Source organism: Sphingopyxis microcysteis, from assembly GCF_012274265.1.
Classification (GTDB): domain Bacteria; phylum Pseudomonadota; class Alphaproteobacteria; order Sphingomonadales; family Sphingomonadaceae; genus Sphingopyxis; species Sphingopyxis microcysteis.
On record NZ_JAANYY010000002.1, the window covers coordinates 899,580 to 917,853 of the forward strand.

The 18,274-nt window shown below is 65.0% G+C and carries 21 protein-coding genes; 15 read left to right on the forward strand and 6 right to left on the reverse strand.

What is annotated here, in order from left to right; genetic code table 11:
• Positions 1-50: 50 nt before the first annotated feature.
• The 3 genes from pyrF to purB form a co-directional block, all read right to left on the reverse strand.
• Positions 51-725 (reverse strand): orotidine-5'-phosphate decarboxylase, encoded by a 675-nt coding sequence (pyrF, locus tag G9408_RS04285; protein WP_137870645.1) that lies wholly within the window; start codon positions 723-725, stop codon positions 51-53.
• Entirely contained in the window at positions 722-1,069 is a 348-nt protein-coding gene (locus tag G9408_RS04290; protein WP_168452827.1) for a lipopolysaccharide assembly protein LapA domain-containing protein, read from the reverse strand. The genes pyrF and G9408_RS04290 overlap by 4 nt, the downstream gene beginning before the upstream one ends.
• Before the next feature lie 69 nt (positions 1,070-1,138).
• On the reverse strand, positions 1,139-2,455 hold the full coding sequence (gene purB, locus G9408_RS04295) for an adenylosuccinate lyase (RefSeq protein ID WP_168452828.1): 1,317 nt from the start codon (positions 2,453-2,455) through the stop codon (positions 1,139-1,141).
• Between the two features lie 196 nt (positions 2,456-2,651).
• On the opposite strand from purB, the gene G9408_RS04300 reads away from it, so the two are divergent.
• Positions 2,652-2,924 carry a hypothetical protein gene (locus G9408_RS04300; RefSeq protein WP_168452829.1) on the forward strand — a complete coding sequence of 91 codons (273 nt, stop codon included), beginning with the start codon at positions 2,652-2,654 and terminating at the stop codon, positions 2,922-2,924.
• A 31-nt stretch (positions 2,925-2,955) separates the two neighbouring features.
• A complete protein-coding gene (locus tag G9408_RS04305) occupies positions 2,956-3,429 on the forward strand; it encodes an EF-hand domain-containing protein (RefSeq protein ID WP_168452830.1) in 474 nt (157 codons plus the stop codon).
• 70 nt (positions 3,430-3,499) lie between these two features.
• Here G9408_RS04305 and rnk read toward each other — a convergent pair whose 3' ends face one another.
• Together rnk and radC are read right to left on the reverse strand one after the other, a co-directional pair.
• Positions 3,500-3,898: a nucleoside diphosphate kinase regulator gene (gene rnk / locus G9408_RS04310; protein WP_168452831.1), complete on the reverse strand. Its 399-nt coding sequence runs from the start codon at positions 3,896-3,898 to the stop codon at positions 3,500-3,502.
• A gap of 228 nt (positions 3,899-4,126) precedes the next feature.
• A complete protein-coding gene (gene radC, locus G9408_RS04315) occupies positions 4,127-4,837 on the reverse strand; it encodes a RadC family protein (protein ID WP_168452832.1) in 711 nt (236 codons plus the stop codon).
• 169 nt (positions 4,838-5,006) lie between these two features.
• On the opposite strand from radC, the gene G9408_RS04320 reads away from it, so the two are divergent.
• The 8 genes from G9408_RS04320 (at position 5,007) to G9408_RS04355 (ending at position 11,578) form a co-directional block, all read left to right on the forward strand.
• Complete coding sequence (locus tag G9408_RS04320; RefSeq protein ID WP_235957465.1) at positions 5,007-8,195, forward strand: YdbH domain-containing protein; 3,189 nt, start codon at positions 5,007-5,009, stop codon at positions 8,193-8,195.
• Positions 8,192-8,407, forward strand: coding sequence for a YnbE family lipoprotein (locus G9408_RS04325; RefSeq protein ID WP_168452833.1), 216 nt, complete (start codon positions 8,192-8,194; stop codon positions 8,405-8,407). The genes G9408_RS04320 and G9408_RS04325 overlap by 4 nt, the downstream gene beginning before the upstream one ends.
• Before the next feature lie 17 nt (positions 8,408-8,424).
• Positions 8,425-8,826, forward strand: a complete 402-nt coding sequence (locus G9408_RS04330; protein WP_120218162.1) for a YdbL family protein — start codon at positions 8,425-8,427, stop codon at positions 8,824-8,826.
• A 209-nt stretch (positions 8,827-9,035) separates the two neighbouring features.
• Entirely contained in the window at positions 9,036-9,356 is a 321-nt protein-coding gene (locus G9408_RS04335) for an AtpZ/AtpI family protein (RefSeq protein ID WP_120216212.1), read from the forward strand.
• 67 nt (positions 9,357-9,423) lie between these two features.
• A complete protein-coding gene (locus tag G9408_RS04340) occupies positions 9,424-10,209 on the forward strand; it encodes a F0F1 ATP synthase subunit A (RefSeq protein WP_120216211.1) in 786 nt (261 codons plus the stop codon).
• Between the two features lie 41 nt (positions 10,210-10,250).
• Entirely contained in the window at positions 10,251-10,478 is a 228-nt protein-coding gene (locus G9408_RS04345; protein WP_003044110.1) for a F0F1 ATP synthase subunit C, read from the forward strand.
• A 79-nt stretch (positions 10,479-10,557) separates the two neighbouring features.
• On the forward strand, positions 10,558-11,058 hold the full coding sequence (locus tag G9408_RS04350; protein ID WP_120216210.1) for a F0F1 ATP synthase subunit B family protein: 501 nt from the start codon (positions 10,558-10,560) through the stop codon (positions 11,056-11,058).
• Positions 11,051-11,578: a F0F1 ATP synthase subunit B family protein gene (locus tag G9408_RS04355; protein WP_168452834.1), complete on the forward strand. Its 528-nt coding sequence runs from the start codon at positions 11,051-11,053 to the stop codon at positions 11,576-11,578. Before G9408_RS04350 ends, G9408_RS04355 begins: the two co-directional genes overlap by 8 nt.
• Before the next feature lie 270 nt (positions 11,579-11,848).
• Here G9408_RS04355 and G9408_RS04360 read toward each other — a convergent pair whose 3' ends face one another.
• Positions 11,849-12,568 carry an SDR family oxidoreductase gene (locus G9408_RS04360; protein WP_168452835.1) on the reverse strand — a complete coding sequence of 240 codons (720 nt, stop codon included), beginning with the start codon at positions 12,566-12,568 and terminating at the stop codon, positions 11,849-11,851.
• A 68-nt stretch (positions 12,569-12,636) separates the two neighbouring features.
• On the opposite strand from G9408_RS04360, the gene uvrC reads away from it, so the two are divergent.
• From uvrC to G9408_RS04380, 5 genes are all read left to right on the forward strand, one after another.
• The gene (uvrC, locus tag G9408_RS04365; RefSeq protein ID WP_168452836.1) at positions 12,637-14,571 is read left to right on the forward strand and encodes an excinuclease ABC subunit UvrC; all 1,935 of its coding nucleotides are present in this window, start codon (positions 12,637-12,639) and stop codon (positions 14,569-14,571) included.
• A gap of 156 nt (positions 14,572-14,727) precedes the next feature.
• Positions 14,728-15,120 (forward strand): PaaI family thioesterase, encoded by a 393-nt coding sequence (locus tag G9408_RS16550; protein ID WP_235957466.1) that lies wholly within the window; start codon positions 14,728-14,730, stop codon positions 15,118-15,120.
• Positions 15,108-15,845, forward strand: coding sequence for a DNA repair protein RecO (recO, locus tag G9408_RS04370; protein WP_235957467.1), 738 nt, complete (start codon positions 15,108-15,110; stop codon positions 15,843-15,845). Before G9408_RS16550 ends, recO begins: the two co-directional genes overlap by 13 nt.
• 166 nt (positions 15,846-16,011) lie before the next feature.
• Positions 16,012-17,058 carry a 3-isopropylmalate dehydrogenase gene (gene leuB, locus G9408_RS04375; RefSeq protein ID WP_168452838.1) on the forward strand — a complete coding sequence of 349 codons (1,047 nt, stop codon included), beginning with the start codon at positions 16,012-16,014 and terminating at the stop codon, positions 17,056-17,058.
• Positions 17,059-17,063: 5 nt separating this feature from the next.
• Complete coding sequence (locus G9408_RS04380) at positions 17,064-18,269, forward strand: trans-sulfuration enzyme family protein (protein WP_168452839.1); 1,206 nt, start codon at positions 17,064-17,066, stop codon at positions 18,267-18,269.
• Positions 18,270-18,274: the final 5 nt, after the last annotated feature.

The following is an 18,274-nucleotide window of genomic DNA, read 5'->3' on the forward strand; positions in this document are numbered from 1 at the left end:
TACCGATGGGTGTCTCGACTTCGCTCGACACGAACGGGAATTGGGGTGGGCTAAAGCGTCGCTTCGATTTCGCGCGCCGCAAGGTCGGGATCGGGCGACTGGCTGATCGGGCGTCCGACGACCAGGATCGACGCGCCGTCGGCCATCGCCTGCGCCGGGGTGACGACGCGTTTCTGGTCGCCCGCCTTGCCGTTGGAGGGCCGCACGCCGGGAACGACGAAGAAGCCGCCGGGCCACGCCTTGCGCGCCGCTTTCACTTCCTGTCCCGAACAGACGATCCCGTCGAGCCCGGCTTCGCGCGCCAGCGCGGCGAGGCGGACGACCTGATCGTGCGGGGTGCCGCCGACGCCGATGTCGTCGAGGTCGGGGGCGTCGAGGCTGGTCAGCACGGTGACCGCGACCACCTTGGTATTCAGTCCCGCCACCGCCTTGGCTTCTTCCAGCATCGCGCGGCCGCCCGCGGCGTGCACGGTCAGGATGGCGGGTTCGAGCGGACGCAGCGCCTGGATCGCTTTCGCGACCGTGTTCGGAATGTCGTGGAGCTTAAGGTCGAGGAAGATCGGCAGCCCAAGCTTGGCCATTTCATGCACGCCATGATGCCCGTTGGCGCAGAAAAATTCGAGCCCGAGCTTCAGTCCGCCGACATGATGCCGCACCTTTTGCGCCAGCGTCACCGCTGCGTCGAGGTGGGGATGATCGATGGCGAGATAAAGCGGCGAGCTCATGGGATATCCAGTGGCAGGGTGGGGGAAGCGGTTCCAGTGGCGGGAGCGGGGGCGGGCGTCGGCGCCGACATGGGTTCCACGGGACGATTGGCCAGCGCGCGCATGTCGGCGAGCTGGCGCTCGCTGGTGTCGAGGCGGCGTTTCAACGACCAGCGCGTGGTGCGCAGCGCGATCCACATGGGTACGCTGCCGATCAGGAAAGCGGCAAGGATCAACACGGGCAATTTGGTGTCGAGCACCTGCCCCGGCCAGATGGTCACCGTCACCGGCAGCCAGTTCGCCATGGCAAAAATGACCAGCACCGCGGTCAGCAACACCCAGATGATCGTTCGCAGGATTCCCACTATCGTCTGCTCCTCATTCGCTTGGGTCCGCCGACCCTATGCGAGTTTCCAGCGGGTTTCCACCCCGCGTTACGCGGAGCCGAAAACCCGGTCGAAGATCGTGTCGACATGTTTCATATGATAGCCAAGGTCGAAAAGTTCCGTCAGCTGGTCGGCTGACAGCCGCGCGGTGACGTCCGCATCGGCCTTCAGCAGGTCGAGCAGCGACAGTTGGCCGTCGCTTTCCCAAACCCGCATCGCGTTGCGCTGGACCAGCAGATAGCTGTCTTCGCGGCTTGCTCCCGCCTGCGTCAGCGCCAGCAAAACGCGCTGCGAATGGACAAGGCCGCCCATGCGGTCGAGGTTCTTTTGCATCCGTTCGGGATAGACGAGCAGCTTGTCGACAACCCCGGTCAGGCGACCAAGCGCGAAGTCGAGGGTGATCGTCGCATCGGGACCGATGAAGCGTTCGACCGACGAATGGCTGATGTCGCGTTCGTGCCAGAGCGCGACATTTTCCAGCGCCGGAACGACCGCGCTGCGGACCATGCGCGCGAGGCCGGTGAGATTTTCGGTCAGCACCGGGTTGCGCTTGTGCGGCATCGCCGATGAACCCTTTTGCCCCGGCGAGAAATATTCCTCGGCTTCGAGAACTTCGGTGCGCTGCAAATGGCGGACTTCGGTCGCAAGGCGCTCGATCGAGCCCGCGATCACGCCGAGCGTCGCAAAGAACATGGCGTGACGGTCGCGCGGGATGACCTGGGTCGACACGGGCTCGATAGCGAGCCCGAGTTTTGCCGCGACGTGCGCTTCGACCCGCGGATCGATGTTGGCAAAAGTGCCAACCGCGCCGGAGATCGCACAGGTGGCCACTTCGGCGCGCGCAGCGATCAGGCGCGCCTTGCAGCGGTCGAATTCGGCATAAGCCTGCGCCAGTTTGAGGCCAAAGGTTACCGGCTCGGCGTGAATGCCATGGCTGCGACCGATCGTCGGGGTCAGCTTATGTTCAAAGGCGCGGCGCTTGATGGCGGCGAGCAGCGCATCAAGGTCGGCGATCAACAGGTCGGCGGCCTGCGCCAGCTGCACCGCAAGGCAGGTGTCGAGAACGTCGGAGCTGGTCATGCCCTGGTGCATGAAGCGTGCTTCTTCGCCCACATTTTCGGACACCCAGGTCAAAAAGGCGATGACGTCATGTTTGGTGACGGCCTCGATCGCATCGATCGCCGCCACGTCGATGACGGGCTTGGTCGCCCACCAATCCCACAAGGCCTTCGCAGCGGATTTCGGCACGGTTCCAAGCTCGGCCAAGGCGTCGGTGGCGTGCGCTTCGATCTCGAACCAGATGCGAAAGCGATTCTCGGCTGACCAGATCGCGGTCATTTCCGGCCTGGCGTAACGCGGAACCATTGAATTTCCTTCCTTTTAGGGCGCTCCATCGCGGAATCCCTGCGGAACCGCGCCGGGGCGCCCCGTAGCAGGGACGGGGCGTTTCGCCAAATGCCGCAGACCGGCAACCATGCCCAAACCCGGCGGTTGCTTTCATGCCCCATCAGAACAGGCGACCGGCCCCGGGCCTTAAAAGTCGCCGCGAAAGGAGAATTTCATGTTGAAACAGATGCTTTTGATCGGCGCCGTGGCGGTGAGCTTCCCCGGGCTGGCGCAGACCACGGCCCCGACGGGTGAGAAACCTGCCCCGACCGACACCATGGCACCCGCGCCGGATGAAAAGCCCGCCGACGATGCCAACCCGACCGACGGCACGGCGCCGACCGAGGACGCCATGCCGACCGACACGCCCCCGGCAGCCGAGCCGACTCCGCCGGCTGACCAACCCGCTCCGGAGCCCGAACCGACCCCCGAACCGGACCCGGAATAACACCCCCGACGAATGAATTAGGAGAATGACCATGTTGAAACAGATGCTTTTGATCGGTGCCGCCGCCGTGAGTTTCCCGGCGCTGGCGCAGACGACCCCGCCTGCGGCCGATCCTGCCGCCCCAACGAGCGCTGCCGAACCGGCCACGACGCCCGACACGACGATGTCGGCTGAGCCCGCCCCGGCTCCGGCCCCCGATGCTTCGGCGCCGCCGACGGCGACCGAACCGGCACCCGCCGCTGGCGCCCCGGCAACGCCGAGCCAGATCGCGCAGATCGTCGACAAGGAATTTCCGACCTATGACGGCGATGCCAATGGCGATCTGAACGAGGCCGAATTTTCGGCGTGGATGAAAAAGCTGCGCGCCGCCACCGAACCTACCGTCGACACCGAGTCGGCTGAGGTGAAGACATGGATCGGGCAGGCGTTTGCCGCCGCCGATGGCGACAAATCGGGCGCGGTCAACAAGGCCGAGCTCACCGGTTTCCTTTCGCGCGGCGCCTGAACAGGCTTCCCGCGGGGTGGTGCAGCCGTCGGAGCGATCCGGCGGCTGCATCGCCGTGCGCGGGGCGGCCTTAAGGCTGCCGCACCGAAACGATCCTCAGCTCATGATCGTCGCCGCTGCGGTCGGGCCAGCTGATTGACTGTCCGACGCTGAGGCCGATCAGGCCTGCGCCGACCGGCGTCAGGATCGAGATACGACCGGCAGCGATGTCGGCGTCACCCGGATAAACCAGGCGCACCGATCGCTCGGCGCCGTTCGTCGCGTCGACAAAGGTCACCTCCGACCCCATCGTCACGACGTCGGACGGAATGTCGGAACGGCTACAGATCGTCGCGCGATCGATTTCGTCGAGCAAGCCTTCGCAAAGGTTGAGGGAATCGCGCTGCTTCAACAGCGTGAGTTCGGTCAATATGTCGGCTTCGCTGTCGATCATATGGATGTGCGGCCTCGCGGCCTGGGTATTTGACATGGCACGAGCTTTCCGGCTGAGGCGCGGCGATCGGAGTCGCGCGCAGCAGTGTTGCAAAGGAAGGTTGCCCCGGGTTCGGGGCAAGTGCGCCGGAACCCGGGGCTAAAGGCCCGCGAGAAGTTGTCCCCCGTGGAAACGGAAGCGAAGAAGGCCGCGCCGGATCTGCATGGGTCAAATGATGTCGCAGCGCACGGGCGAAGTCAAATGCAGCGCTTCGGCGACCGGCCGTCAGAGAAGTCCCATCGCCCGGAAGCTGCGATATTCCGAACCGCCGATGATGATATGATCGTGCAGGACGATCCCCAGGCGCGTGCCCGCATCGGCGATTTCGCGGGTGATCGCGATGTCCTGTCGGCTTGGGTCGGGGCTGCCGCTGGGGTGATTATGGACGAGGATGATCGCCGATGCGCCGAGTTCCAGCGCGCGCTTGATCACCTCGCGAACATAGATCGCCGACTGGTCGATCGATCCCTCACTGGCGAGTTCGTCGCGGATCAGCATGTTGCGGGCGTTCAGGTATAGGACGCGCACGCGTTCTATGTCGATCGGCCCCATGTCGGCGCGCAGCCAGTCGAGCAGCGCGTCCCAGCTGGAAAGCAGGGGCTTGTCGCGAAACCCGCCCTTCAGCAGCCGCAGGCTGGCGGTCTGGACAATCTTGAGCGCCGCGATGCCCGATTCGCCCAGCCCATCGACGCGGCGCAGCGATTCGGGGTCGGCGCTGATCAGCTGTGCCAGTGAGCCGAATTCGCGCAGCAACGCCTTGGCCAGCGGCTTGGTATCGCGGCGCGGAATCGCCAGCGCGAGGAGATATTCGACCAGCTCGTAATCGGCCATCCCATCGGCGTCGCCGCCGATCAGCCGCCCGCGGAGCCGCGAACGATGGCCCGCATGGTCGGGGGCCAGATCGGGCACAGGCGCGGGCGTGTCGGCATTGGCCATCGGTCCGCCGAATAACCGCCTTGTGAGCCGCACTCAACGGGCATAGGACACAGATGATGGCAATCCGGACCAATTTGTTGCAGCGAAACGGGATTTCCGGCGTTGCTGCCAGGAATATGGGTCGGACCGGAGGACGAGTGGACGCCATGACGTCATCCGCTGACAGGACTTGGCTGAGGTCGTCCGCACCGTGAGCGACGCCGACCAGAGCCTAAAGCCAAGGTGGCGGCATCGCACGCTGCTGTTCAAAAAGCGCTGGCTGACTGCGGGCGCGGTGATCGTGGTGATCGCGGGGGTATGGATTGCCCGCGAACCGATTGCCGACCGTTTCATCAGCGATGAATTGGGCAGCCGGGGTGTTCCGGCGCAATATCGCATCGACGCGATCGGGTTCCGCAGCGAGCGGTTATCGAATGTCGTGATTGGCGATCCCGAAAATCCCGACCTGACCGCGAAAAAGGTCGAGGTGCTGCTCGGCTACGGCTGGTCCGGCCCCTATGTCACCGAGATCCGCGCCGAGGGAGTTCGGCTCTATGGCCGTTTTTCGGGAGGGCGGCTCTCGTTCGGGGCGCTCGACAAGTTTCGCGATCCGACGAGCACCGATCCCTTTGCCTTGCCCGACCTGACCGTCGTGCTGCGCGATGCGCGCGCGCGGGTCGACACGCCGTGGGGGAATGTCGGCGCCGCACTGAACGGCGGCGGCAATCTCCGCCGCGATTTCACCGGCAAACTGGCGCTCGTCGCGCCGCGCGTCAGCGCTGCGGGGTGCAATGGCGAGGGCGTCAGCTTCTATGGCACGCTGCTGGTGCGCGACGTTCGCGCGCAACTCGTCGGTCCCCTGCGCGGCCAAAGCCTGTCGTGCGACAAGGGCGACGTCACCGCGGCGTCGCCGCAGGTCGTGCTCGACCTGTCGTTGTCGGAGGATCTGCAAAGCTGGAAGGGCGAAGCCGACGCCAGTGTCGCGAAACTGATCGCGGGCTCGGTCGAAGCGGATCGGCTGGGCGTGCTCGCGAGGTTCGAAGGCAATGCGGCGGCAACCAAGCTGGATATCAACGCCGCCATGGCGCGCGTCCGCGGTTCGGATTTCACCGCCCAGACGGTAAACGTCGATGCACAGGGTGTGGTCGGGCGCTCCGCGCCGAAACTGGATGGTCAAATCCGCTTTGCCCGCGCGAGCGGCAGCGCGGCGATGCGGCGCGCGCTTACCGACGGCGCGCGCAACCTGGACGAAACCCCGCTTGGCCCGCTCGCGGCCAAGGCGGGCGCAGCGGTCAGCCGGATGCTCGCCGATGTCGGGGGCAGCGCGGCGTTCGCCCTGGCCGGGGAGGGCAATCTTGCCCGCATCGACCTGATCGCTCCGCGATTGACGAGCGCGAGCGGCGCCCGCTTCACCGGCAGCGCCGACAGCCGCATCAGCTATGGTTATGGCGCGCCGCAGCCGACGGTTGTCGCTGCCGGGCGCTGGCGTTTCGGCGGCGGCGATCTGCCCGCCGGTTCGCTCAACCTCGATCGCCGTAGCGACGGTTCGATGACCGGTGTGGCGAACTTCGACCCCTATCAGGCGGGCACTGCGCGCCTAGCGCTGGCACCGGTGCGCTTTTCCGGCGACCGCAGTGGCCTGCTGCGGTTTGCGACGCGCGCCGATGTGTCGGGTCCGCTCGCGGGCGGGCGTATCGACCGGCTGAGCGTGCCGCTCAGCGGCTTTCTGGCGCCGACAGGCGCGCTGGCGCTCGATGGGGGATGCAGCCGGGTGAGCGCGGATCGCGCCGTCATATCGGGTTTCCAGATCGGTCGCAGCGCGATCGACCTGTGCAGCCGTCCCGGTGCTCCTTTGCTGAGTGCGGGGCCGGATGGCCTGCGCGGCCAAATTCGCATTCCGGGCATCAATCTGCGTGGCACAAGCGGCGATTCGCCGTTTGCCGTGACCAGCGGACCGGCAAATGTCGATCTGACCACGATGCGCTGGTCGCTGGCGCTCGCCGATTTCCGGCTAGGCGAGGGTGAGAGCGTCACGCGCTTCAGTGCCGGCACGATTAGCGGGCGTTCCACCGCGCAGGGCATGGCGGGCGATCTGCGCGATGCCAGTGCCAGGATCGGCGCGGTGCCGCTCAACATGAGCGAAATCACGGGCGGATGGCGCTGGGCCGATGGCGCGCTGACGCTCGACGGCGGGCTGCTGCTGACCGATGCGGCGCCGGAAGCGCGCTTTGCGCCGCTGATCAGCAACGACGCGAGCCTGCGTCTTGCCGATGGACGGATCGACGCCAAGGCGGCATTCAGCGAGCGCACGACCGGCACCAAAATTCTGGATGCGATCATTCGTCACCGATTGGCCGACGGCAGTGGGTCGGCGGACCTGGTCGTCAAGGAATTGCGGTTCGACGAACGGTTCCAGCCCGACCAGTTGACCAACCTTGCGCTGGGCGTCGTCGCCAATGTGCGCGGGTCGGTCGTGGGAGACGGTCGGATCGAATGGACCGCCGAGGGGGTGACCAGCCGCGGCACCTTTGCCACCGCCGACGCCAGTCTGGCGGCGGCGTTCGGCCCGGTGAGCGGGCTGACATCGACGCTGACCTTTGATGATTTGATCGGGCTGCGGTCGGCTCCCGGGCAGATCGCCAAGATCAAGGAAATCAACCCGGGCATCCCAGTGCTCGACGGCGAAATCGAATATCAGCTGCTCGGCGATAACCGGGTGCGGGTCGAGGGCGGCAGCTGGCCCTTTGCCGGGGGGCAGTTGTTGCTCCACCCGACGACGCTCGACTTCGGCGCCGAACAGACGCGGCGGCTGTCATTCGACATCGTCGGGGTCGATGCGGCGGTATTCCTGCAAAGCTTCGGGTTCGAGAATATCAACGCGACCGGCAAGTTCGACGGCACCCTGCCGGTCGAATTCAGCGGGCTGGGTGGGCGCATTGTCGGAGGACGCATCGATTCGCGCGCCGGTGGCGGCACACTGGCCTATGTCGGCGAATTGTCGAACCGCAACCTGGGCGCGATCGCCAATTTTGCCTTTGGTGCGCTCCGCAGCCTGAAATATGATGATCTGACGATCATATTGAATGGGGATCTCGACGGCGAAATGGTGACCGATATCCGCTTTGGCGGCGTAGGGCAGGGCGAGGGCGCGACGCGCAACTTCCTGACCAATGCGGTCGCCAGAATCCCGCTGGTCTTCAACGTGAAGATTACCGCGCCGTTCCGCCAGCTGCTGACTTCGGCCAAGGGATTTTACGATCCGTCGTTGTTGATCGAACAGAATCTGCCGGCGCTGATGCGCGCCCAGGAAGAAGCCGAAGCGGCCGCAAAGGCCGGATCCGCCCCCGTTCAGCCTCCAGAAAGCGAGCCCATGCGATGAACATCACGAAGACAGGAGCAAGGAGGCTGGCCAAAACGGCACGCAAGCTGGCGGTTCTGATCGGCGCAGCGGCTTTGACCGGTTGCGTGCAGATCGAAACGCCCGACAAGCCGATCGAAATCAACCTGAACATCAACATTCGTCAGGAAGTGGTGTACAGGCTTGATGGCGATGCCAAAAAGCTCATCGAGCAGAATAGCGAGATATTCTGATGACAGGGAATGAACAGATGCGTTTGAAGATGTGGAAACCCACCGGGCTGGCGCTGGCCGCGATCGCGGCGACCGCCGCTGTTGCCCTCGCGGTGCCGTCGGCGATGGCGCAGCGCGATCCCGCTTATGCAGCCGCCCGCGCCGCGGGCCAGATCGGCGAACAGCCCGACGGCTATCTCGGCTTTGCCAGCCCGCCGACCCCGGCAATCCGCGCGTTGGTGCAGGATCTGAATATCAAGCGGAAGGCCGCCTATACCGAGCGCGCGCAAGCAACGGGCAGCACCGTTGAACAATTCGCCTTTACCAGCGGTTGCAACCTGATCGCGAACACCAAGCCGGGTGAGAAATATCAGGCGCCCGACGGGCGTTGGCTGACGCGCGACGATAGCCCGCCGGTGCGCAACGCCAGCTGCCCCTGAGGCACAACATCGTTCAAGGGCGCCCGCGAGCGCCACATGCCGCCGCGCCCCTAAACGCGGCGGCATTTTTGTGCACTTGCGCACAAGCATTGACTTCATCGGGCGTCATTCCTAAACGGACCGCGCCTTAGGGGTCTCCCGATTTTTCGGGCCTTTTTTCGCAGGCGGAATCGGGGCTTTCCGGTTCTGTTTCAGGAGGATGGCGGAAAATGACGGGGAACGGCAGCGATCCGGAACTTGGCTCAGAGGATTCGCGCCTGGTCTCGCTCAACGAGCGATTGGACCGGGCCGAAGCCGCAGAGGCAAAGCGGACCGCGGTGAACGCCGGACCGGAATCCGATGCCAACTATCGGCTCGGCAACCGCGTTCTGGCCGAACTGCTGGGCGGTTTGATCGGCGGCGCATTGTTTGGCTGGCTGATCGACCGCTTCGCGGAAACGTCACCCTGGGGTCTGTTGGTGATGTTGTTCATGGGCATAATCGTGGCCTTTCGGAACATCATTCGCCTGTCAAAGACGCCACGCAACTAGCGAGGCGCGCCAGATATTTTCAGCGGGACGGCGCATTCGCCGCCTCGCCAGACGCGTGGAGTGAAGAGTGGCGGCGGAATCCGGCAAGATCGACCCGATGCACCAGTTCGAGGTGACCCCGCTCGGCGGCGGTTTCAACCTCGGCGGGCATGAAGTCCTGTTCACCAACAGCGCGCTGTGGATGGTGATCGCGGCGATTGCGCTGGGCCTGTTCATGTGGGGCGGCATGCGCCGTCAGCTGGTCCCGGGCCGCTGGCAGGCCGCGGTCGAAGGCTTCACCGGCTTCATTTCGAACATGATGATGGCGAATATCGGCACCGAAGGCCGCAAATATACGCCCTATGTCTTCTCGCTGTTCATGTTCATCCTGTTCTGCAACCTGCTCGGCATGTTGCCGCTGGGCGTGCTGGGGCTTCATCCCTTCACCGTCACCAGCCATATCGCGATCACCGGCGTGCTCGCGCTGATCAGCTTTGCGATCGTCCTTGTCGTCGGTTTCTGGCGCCATGGCCTCCACTTCTTCTCGCTGTTCGTGCCGCACGGAACGCCGCTGCCGATGATCCCGATCATTGCGCCAATCGAGTTCGTGTCGTTCATGGTCCGCCCGTTCAGCCTTGGCCTGCGCCTGTTCGTTGCGATGACCGCGGGTCACGTGCTGCTGAAAGTGCTGTCGGGCTTTGTCATCAACGGCTTCAACGCCGAAACGCTCTGGCTCGGTTCGATCGTGTCGGTGCTCAGTTTCATCCTGATGATCGGGATCAGCGCGCTTGAGCTGCTGGTGGCCGGAATCCAGGCTTATGTTTTCGCCCTGTTGACCTCGCTGTACATCAACGACGCGGTCAACCTTCACTAAGTTACGTTTATTTTCAAACGATTATACCAAGGAGTAATATAATGGACGCAGAAGCAGCAAAGCTGATCGGTGCCGGTCTGGCAGCCATTGGTGCCGGCATGGCCGCCATCGGCGTGGGCAACGTGTTCGGCAGCTTCCTCGAAAGCGCGCTGCGCAACCCGGCAGCCGCCGACGGCCAGCAGGGCCGCCTGTTCATCGGCTTCGCCGCTGCCGAACTTCTCGGCCTGCTGGCGTTCGTCGTTGCGATGATCCTGCTGTTCGTCGTCTGATCCGACGATCGGGTAGCGCCGACCCCCGCGGGGTCGGCCTTCCCATGCAGGTTTTTCAGTAAGTTAAGGCTCGCCTTCCATGCCTCAAATAGCCCAGCTCACCGCTGACAACTGGTATCTTGCCTCGCAGCTCTTCTGGCTGCTGGTCGTCTTCGCCGGGATTTACCTGGTGATCGGCCGCGGGATGCTGCCCAAGATCGAAGCGACGGTGGACGCCCGTGACCGCAAGGTTGCCGACGATCTGGCTGCCGCCAAGGCGGCGCACGCCGCCGCGGACAATCTGGAAGAAAGCTATCGCCAGCAGAGCGACGCAAGCCGTGCTGCTGCGCAAAAGGCGGTGGCTGCCGCCAAGGACAAGGCCGCAAAGGACGCCGAAAAGCGTCTGGCCAAGGTCGACGCCGAACTCAGCGAGAAGCTGGCTGCAGCGGAAGCCGGGGTTGCAGCGGCGCGCAAATCGGCGATGGCGGAAATCGAATCGGTCGCGGCCGACGCAGCGGGCGACCTGGTCGCCAAGCTGTCGGGCGTAAAGGTTGCTGCGGCGGACGCCAAGGCAGCGGTGAAGGCGGTGCTCCATGGCTAATCTGACGCTGATTTTTGCCGAAGGCGCCGCTCCGACCGCGTTCGGGATGGACGCAACGGTCTGGGTCTCGATCGCGATGCTCGTTTTCCTGGGCATCCTGATCTGGAAGGGCGTTCCGGGCGCGATCGGCGCCATGCTCGACAAGCGGATTGCCGAGATTTCGAAGCAATTGAACGAAGCCGAAGCGCTGCGTCTCGACGCCGAATCGCTGAAGGCTGAGTATGAAGCGAAACTGGCGACGGCGACGAAGGAAGCCGACGACATGCGCACGCGTGCCGAGGCCGAAGCCGAAGCGGTGATCGCCAAGGCGAAAGCCGACGCCACCGCGCTGATCGGACGCCGCAAGCAGATGGCCGAAGATCGTATCGCTGCTGCCGAAGCCGGCGCACTCGCCGAAGTCCGCGCAGCGACGGCCAAGGCGGCGACCGCCGCCGCAGCGGCGCTGATCGCCGAAAAGCATGACGCCAACGCCGACAAGGCGCTGGTCGATCACGCCATTGCGAGCGTCGCGAAGGGCTGATTGTCCGGACATTGCCGAATACAGAGCGCCCGCGGATTTCCGCGGGCGTTTTGCTGGATGTGGACCGCGCGACTGCTGGCGACTGGAAGCAGCCGTTCAATCCAGTCCCCGTTCCTATCGAGCGAAGTCGAGATACGCGTGGCTTGGCGTGGGCCTTCGGCATGTCTCGACTTCGCTCGACACGAACGGAGGTAGGAGATGATCGGGAAGCCACCCGACGCTCGACATTCCGTCCATGGACAGCTTGGCTTTGGCAAACGCCTTCCTGCCTCAGAACTTTATCATGATCCGCCGCGCCAGAGCCGGTGAGATGCTGTGGACCAGCTGCAAAATCTTTACCATGCCGACGTTGATCTCGGCCTTGCCGGTGCGGATGCCGTGGACGATTTCGGCGGCACAGTCGTGGGCGCTCATTTTCTTGCCGCTGCGGCCCGCGGTCAGGTTGGTTTCGACGACGGGCGGTAACGCCTCGATCACACGGACATTGCTGTCCTTGAGCAAGTGACGGATCGCCTGGGTGTAACTCCGGAGCCCGGCCTTGGTGGCGCAATAGATCGCACCGCCGGCGCGCGGCGCAATCGCAAGGCCCGAGGTGACGTTCACGATCGTCGCCTCGCGCTGGGCGCGCAGCGCCGGGAGCAGGCGGGTGCAAAGCGCGATCGGGGCGTCGAGGTTGGTTCGGATGCACAATTCGGCGCTGCCCAGCGTCCCGGCGTCCTCAAGCTCATATTCGCTGCCGATCCCGGCATTGTTGACGAGTATGGCGAGCGGTTTCCCCGCTACGCCCGTCACGACGGCATCGACCCCAGCGGCGGTCGACAGGTCGCCAGCGATCGTGTCGAATCCCAGCGCCGCCATCGCTTGAAGCTTTTCCGCCGAGCGCCCCGTGACGATGACATCGGCGCCGAGCCCCTGCAATTGCAGCGCGATCTCGCGCCCGATGCCGTCGCTCCCGCCGGTGACTAGCGCCAGTTTGCCGCGTAACTCCATAAGACCCATCCCATGTTTTACCCCGCACACTATGGCGGGTCGTATCACCTTCGCCTACATGCAAAATCATGGCCCGCCCGAACGCTCCTGACCGATTCAATGAAGAGAAGGCGACCTATGTCGTGCGCGGCGGCGGCGAGGAGGGCGACAAGCCCGACCTCGAGCGCGGGGCCGAGGCGATCCGCAGCGTCGTGCGCAAATTGCCGGTGCGTCCGGGCGTTTACCGCATGCTCGATGCGCGCGGCGACGTGCTGTATGTGGGGAAGGCGCGCGCGCTCAAGAACCGGGTGACCAATTATACCCAGGTCGCGCGGCTGCCGCAGCGGCTCCAGCGCATGGTGTCCCAGACGCGCGCGATGGAGATCGTCACGACCACCAGCGAGGCCGAGGCACTATTGCTCGAGGCGCAGCTGATCAAGCGCTACCGCCCGCCGTACAATGTGCTGCTCCGCGACGACAAAAGCTTCCCCTTCATCCTGCTGCGCACCGATCATGATTTTCCGCGCGTGCAGAAGCATCGCGGTGCGCGGCGCGCCAAGGGGCGCTATTATGGCCCGTTCGCGAGCGCGGGTTCGGTGGGGCGCACGCTCAACGCGCTGCAAAAAACCTTTCTGCTGCGCAGCTGCACCGATAGTTTCTTCGCCAATCGCTCGCGGCCGTGCCTGCTCTATCAGATCAAGCGGTGCAGCGCGCCATGCGTCGACCGCATCGACAAGGCCGATTATGCGGCGCTGGTCGGCGACGCGCAGGACTTCCTTGAAGGCCGCTCAACCGCAGTGCAGAAGCGGCTAGGCGACGCGATGACCAAGGCCGCCGAAGCGATGGATTATGAGCAGGCCGCGGTGCTGCGTGACCGGCTGAAGGCGCTGACCTTCATTCAGGGCAGCCAGTCGGTCCACGCCGACGGGCTGGGCGACGCCGACGTGTTTGCGCTCGCGGCGAAGGGCGGCCAGCTCTGCATCGCGGGTTTCTTCATCCGCGGCGGGCAGAATTGGGGGCATCGCAGCTTCTTCCCCGCACATGTCGCAGGCGTACCCGAGGGGGAGGTACTCGAAAGCTTCCTGATGCAATTCTACGAGGGCGTGCCGCCGCCGAAACTGATCCTCGTCGACCGCGAACCCGACGAATGCGCGTTGCTCGCCGAAGCGCTGGGGGAAGCGGCGGGGCGCAAGGTCGAGATCAGCGTCCCGCAGCGCGGCAACCGCAAGCGTCTGCTCGATCAGGCGGTGCGCAACGCGGGCGAGGAACTCGACCGGCGGCTCGCCGAGAGCAGCAGTCAGGCGAAGCTCGGGCGCGAACTCGCCGACCTGTTCGACCTCGACGAACCGCCGCAGCGCATCGAAATCTACGACAACAGCCATATTCAGGGGACCAACGCGCTCGGCGCGATGGTCGTCGCGGGCCCGGAGGGCTGGATCAAGGGCGCATACCGCAAGTTCAACATCAAGCGCGCCGAAACGCAGCCGGGCGACGATTTCGCGATGATGCGCGAGGTGTTCCAGCGCCGCTTCGCGCGCGCGATAGAGGAGGATCCCGAGCGCACGAAGGGCGAATGGCCCGACCTGGTGCTGATCGACGGCGGCAAGGGGCAGGTTTCGGCGGTGACCGAGGTTTTCGCCGAACTCGGTATCGACGACCTGCCCTACGTCGGGGTGGCAAAGGGACCCGATCGCAACGCCGGGCGCGAAACCTTCTACCTGCCCGACGGGCGCGAATTCACGCTGCCGACGAACAATGCGGTGCTGTTCTATATCCAGCGGCTTCGCGACGAGGCGCACCGCTTCGCGATCGGCGCGCACCGGGCGAAACGCGCGAAGGCGATGGGCAGCTCGCCGCTCGATGAGGTGCCGGGCATCGGCCCGGCGCGCAAGAAGGCGCTGTTGATGCACTTCGGCACCGCGCGCGCGATCAAGGGGGCGAGTCTGGAGGACCTGCAGAAGGCGCCGGGGGTCAGTGCAGGCGTCGCGCAGGCAGTCTATGATTTCTACAATCCGGGGGGATGAAGATTGAGCCCCTCCCCTTCAGGGGAGGGGTTGGGGTGGGGGCCGTCGGCCTTGCGCAAGGCCGATGGCCCCCACCCGCTGCGACTAGGCAGCATGCTGCCAAGTCTCGCTGCCCTCCCCTGAAGGGGAGGGCTTTGGGTTAGGAAGGGACAGGACATGGATTTTGCAGCCGCCATGCCGCTTGCGGGAACGCTCGGCGTTACGATCCACGAAGGAAGCAAAGAATGCGTCGCGGGCAAGCTGCCCGTGCGTCCCGAGATCTGCACCGCGGGCCATATCGTCCATGGCGGCGCGATCATGGCCTTCGCCGACTGCCTTGGCGCTGTCGGCGCGTTCCTGACGCTGCCCGAAGGAGCGCAGGGCACCACGACGATCGAGAGCAAGACCAATTTCCTTGGCGCCGGGCCGGTCGGATCGGTGTTGGTCGGAGAAGCGACGCCGGTGAAGATCGGCAAGCGGCTGTCGGTCTGGCAGACGCGCATTCGCACCGAGGACGGCGCCGACGTGGCGTTGGTAACGCAGACGCAGATGGTGCTTTGGCCAGCCTGACCGCCACCGCCATCGTCTGCGCGGTCCGTGCGCACGGCGAGCATGGCGCGATTTTGCGCGCGTTGACCGAGGAAGCCGGACTCGTCGGCGGCTATGTGCGCGGCGGGCGGTCGACGCGGCTGCGTCCGATCCTGATCCCGGGCAATCTGGTCGCGCTCGAGCTGCGCGCGCGGACCGAGGAGCAGTTGGCGAGTGCGACCGCCGAGCTGCTCGCCAGCCGCGCGCCGCTATTGGCCGAACCGCTCGCGGCGGCGGCGATCGACTGGGTGACCAGCCTGACCACGGCAACGCTGCCCGAAAGCCAGCCCTACCCGGCGCTATATTCCGCGCTTTCGGCGGTGCTCGACGCGATCGGCGCCGCCTCCGCGGCGCGGCAATGGGCGGCAGCGCTGGCGCGTTACGAATTGCTGCTGCTCGCCGAACTGGGTTTCGGGCTGAACCTTGAGGAATGCGTGGTGACCGGCGCTACGGACAAACTCGCTTTCGTCAGCCCGAAATCGGGCGGGGCGGTGAGCGTCGCGGCGGCGGCGGGTTATGAGGAACGGTTGTTTCGCCTGCCGGGCTTCCTGCGCGGGAATGACGCCAGCCCGGCGATGGGCGACGTTCTCGACAGCCTTGCCATCACCGGCCATTTCCTTGACCGTGACGTCCTCGATGGCCGCAACCGCGACTTGCTGACGGCAAGGCAAAGATTGGTCGACCGGCTCAAGAGGGCGGTTGCGTGACTCGGCCGTGCTGCCTAGAGGAGCAGCGTTAAACCGGGACTATCCGCCCACTCCGTTTGTGCTGAGCTTGTCGAAGCACCGTCCTTTCTTTGACGGCGCCAAAGGGAAGAGCGGCCCTTCGACAAGCTCAGGGCGAACGGTGTTTCTGGACGAAAAGGGTGACGCATTGAAAATCCTGCTGCTGGCTGGCGACGGTATCGGTCCCGAGATCATGGCGGAGGCCGAAAAGGTCCTTGGCGCGCTCGCGCTGCCCGTCATGCTCGACCGCGCGCTCGTCGGCGGTGCGGCGTTCGCGGCGACGGGCCATCCGCTGCCGGCTGAAACGCTCGAAAAGGCAAAAGCCGCCGATGCGATCCTGTTCGGCGCGGTCGGGGATCCGCGCTTCGACAATGTCGAGCGGCATCTGCGCCCCGAACAGGCGATCCTCGGGCTCCGCGCCGAACTCGGCCTGTTCGCCAATCTTCGCCCCGCCAAGCTGTTCGCCGGGCTCGAGGACAGCTCGGCGCTGCGTCCCGAGGTCGCCTCGGCGATCGATCTGCTGATCGTTCGCGAGCTCAACGGCGACGTCTATTTCGGCGAAAAGGGTATGCGCACGACGCCAGACGGCGAGCGCGAAGGCTATGACGTCATGTCGTACAGCGAGAGCGAAGTGCGGCGCATTGCGCATGTCGCCTTCCGTGCGGCGCAGGGCCGCGGGAAGCGGCTTTGCTCGGTCGACAAGGCGAATGTGCTCGAAACCTCGCAGCTGTGGCGCGATGTGGTGATCGAGGTCGCGAAGGAATATCCCGACGTCGCGCTGACCCACATGTATGTCGACAACGCCGCGATGCAGCTCGTGCGCAACCCCGGCCAGTTCGATGTCATCGTCACCGGCAATCTGTTCGGCGACATCTTGTCGGATCAGGCGTCGATGTGCGTCGGTTCGATCGGGCTGCTCGCATCCGCGTCGCTCAGCGAAGGCCGCTTGGGCCTGTACGAACCGATCCACGGCAGCGCACCCGACATCGCGGGCAGGGGCGTCGCCAATCCGCTGGCGATGATCCTGTCGCTCGCGATGCTGCTCCGCCATTCGGGCGGCGACGAGGCGAGCGCGGCGCGGATCGAGGCGGCGGTGGCAAAAATTCTGGCCGACGGGTGCCGCGGCGCCGACCTGGGCGGAAATATGAGCACGGCGGCGCTGGGCGATGCAGTTGTTGCGGCTTTGAACGGATAGATCAGATGAAAAAGACCACGGGCTTCGATCGCAGCACCACCCGCAACTGGCACCCGGCGACGCAGGCGGTGCGCGGCGGCACATGGCGTAGCGAACATGGCGAAACGTCGGAGGCGCTGTTCCTGACCTCGGGCTACACCTATGACGATGCCGAGACGGTCGCCGCGCGTTTCGCGGGCGAGGCGCAGGGCATGACCTATTCGCGGCTCCAGAACCCGACCGTCGCGATGCTCGAGGAGCGCATCGCGCTGATGGAGGGCGCCGAGGCGTGCCGGACGCAGGCAACCGGCATGGCGGCGATGACGACCGCGTTGCTCTGTCAGCTATCGGCGGGTGACCATATCGTCGCCGCTAAGGCGGCGTTCGGATCGTGCCGTTGGCTCGTTGACCAGCTGTGCCCGCGCTTCGGAATCGAAACGACGGTGATCGATGGGCGCGACAATGATGCTTGGGAAAAGGCCATCAAATCAAACACCAAGGTCTTTTTCTTCGAAACGCCTGCGAACCCGACGATGGACATCGTCGACATGAAACATGTGTGCAGCGTGGCGCGCGCGCATGGCATCACGACGGTGGTCGACAATGCCTTTGCCACGAGCGTGCTTCAGCGCCCGATGGACTTCGGCGCCGACGTCGTAGCCTATTCGGCGACCAAGCTGATGGAGGGGCAGGGGCGCGTGCTCGCGGGTGCGGTGTGCGGGACCGAGAAATTCATCAACGACGTGTTGCTGCCGTTCCAGCGCAACACAGGCCCCAACCTGTCGCCGTTCAACGCGTGGGTGGTGCTGAAAGGCCTCGAAACGCTCGACCTGCGCGCGCGGCGCCAGTCGGAGAATGCACTGGCGGTCGGCAAGTTTGTCGAAAAGCGGGTGCCGAAGATCCTCCACCCAGGCCTTGCCAGTCATCCGCAGCACAATCTGGCGATGAGCCAGATGGAGGCGTGCGGGCCGATCTTTTCCTTCATTCTCGAAGGGCGCGAACAGGCGATGGCGCTGCTCAACGCGCTCGAACTGGTCGATATTTCAAACAATATCGGCGACTCACGGAGCTTGTGCTGCCACCCCGCATCGACCACCCATTATAGCGTCAGTGCCGAAGCGCGCGCCGACATGGGGGTCGTCGACGGCATGCTGCGGATCAATATCGGGCTCGAAGACCCGCGCGACCTGATCGCCGATCTGGACCAGGCATTGACCAAAGTCGGGCTTTGAGCGAC

What these genes read in the sequence shown, in the direction of transcription:
- G9408_RS04350 (WP_120216210.1), top strand. Translation starts at nt 10,558, where the DNA reads ATGCCTCAAATAGCCCAGCTCACCGCTGACAACTGGTATCTTGCCTCG.
- G9408_RS04360 (WP_168452835.1), bottom strand. Translation starts at nt 12,568, where the DNA reads ATGGAGTTACGCGGCAAACTGGCGCTAGTCACCGGCGGGAGCGACGGC.
- G9408_RS04305 (WP_168452830.1), top strand. Translation starts at nt 2,956, where the DNA reads ATGTTGAAACAGATGCTTTTGATCGGTGCCGCCGCCGTGAGTTTCCCG.
- uvrC (WP_168452836.1), top strand. Translation starts at nt 12,637, where the DNA reads ATGGCCCGCCCGAACGCTCCTGACCGATTCAATGAAGAGAAGGCGACC.
- G9408_RS04380 (WP_168452839.1), top strand. Translation starts at nt 17,064, where the DNA reads ATGAAAAAGACCACGGGCTTCGATCGCAGCACCACCCGCAACTGGCAC.
- pyrF (WP_137870645.1), bottom strand. Translation starts at nt 725, where the DNA reads ATGAGCTCGCCGCTTTATCTCGCCATCGATCATCCCCACCTCGACGCA.
- G9408_RS04335 (WP_120216212.1), top strand. Translation starts at nt 9,036, where the DNA reads ATGACGGGGAACGGCAGCGATCCGGAACTTGGCTCAGAGGATTCGCGC.
- G9408_RS04345 (WP_003044110.1), top strand. Translation starts at nt 10,251, where the DNA reads ATGGACGCAGAAGCAGCAAAGCTGATCGGTGCCGGTCTGGCAGCCATT.
- G9408_RS04325 (WP_168452833.1), top strand. Translation starts at nt 8,192, where the DNA reads ATGAACATCACGAAGACAGGAGCAAGGAGGCTGGCCAAAACGGCACGC.
- radC (WP_168452832.1), bottom strand. Translation starts at nt 4,837, where the DNA reads ATGGCCAATGCCGACACGCCCGCGCCTGTGCCCGATCTGGCCCCCGAC.
- rnk (WP_168452831.1), bottom strand. Translation starts at nt 3,898, where the DNA reads ATGTCAAATACCCAGGCCGCGAGGCCGCACATCCATATGATCGACAGC.
- purB (WP_168452828.1), bottom strand. Translation starts at nt 2,455, where the DNA reads ATGGTTCCGCGTTACGCCAGGCCGGAAATGACCGCGATCTGGTCAGCC.
- G9408_RS04355 (WP_168452834.1), top strand. Translation starts at nt 11,051, where the DNA reads ATGGCTAATCTGACGCTGATTTTTGCCGAAGGCGCCGCTCCGACCGCG.
- G9408_RS04330 (WP_120218162.1), top strand. Translation starts at nt 8,425, where the DNA reads ATGCGTTTGAAGATGTGGAAACCCACCGGGCTGGCGCTGGCCGCGATC.
- G9408_RS16550 (WP_235957466.1), top strand. Translation starts at nt 14,728, where the DNA reads ATGGATTTTGCAGCCGCCATGCCGCTTGCGGGAACGCTCGGCGTTACG.
- G9408_RS04300 (WP_168452829.1), top strand. Translation starts at nt 2,652, where the DNA reads ATGTTGAAACAGATGCTTTTGATCGGCGCCGTGGCGGTGAGCTTCCCC.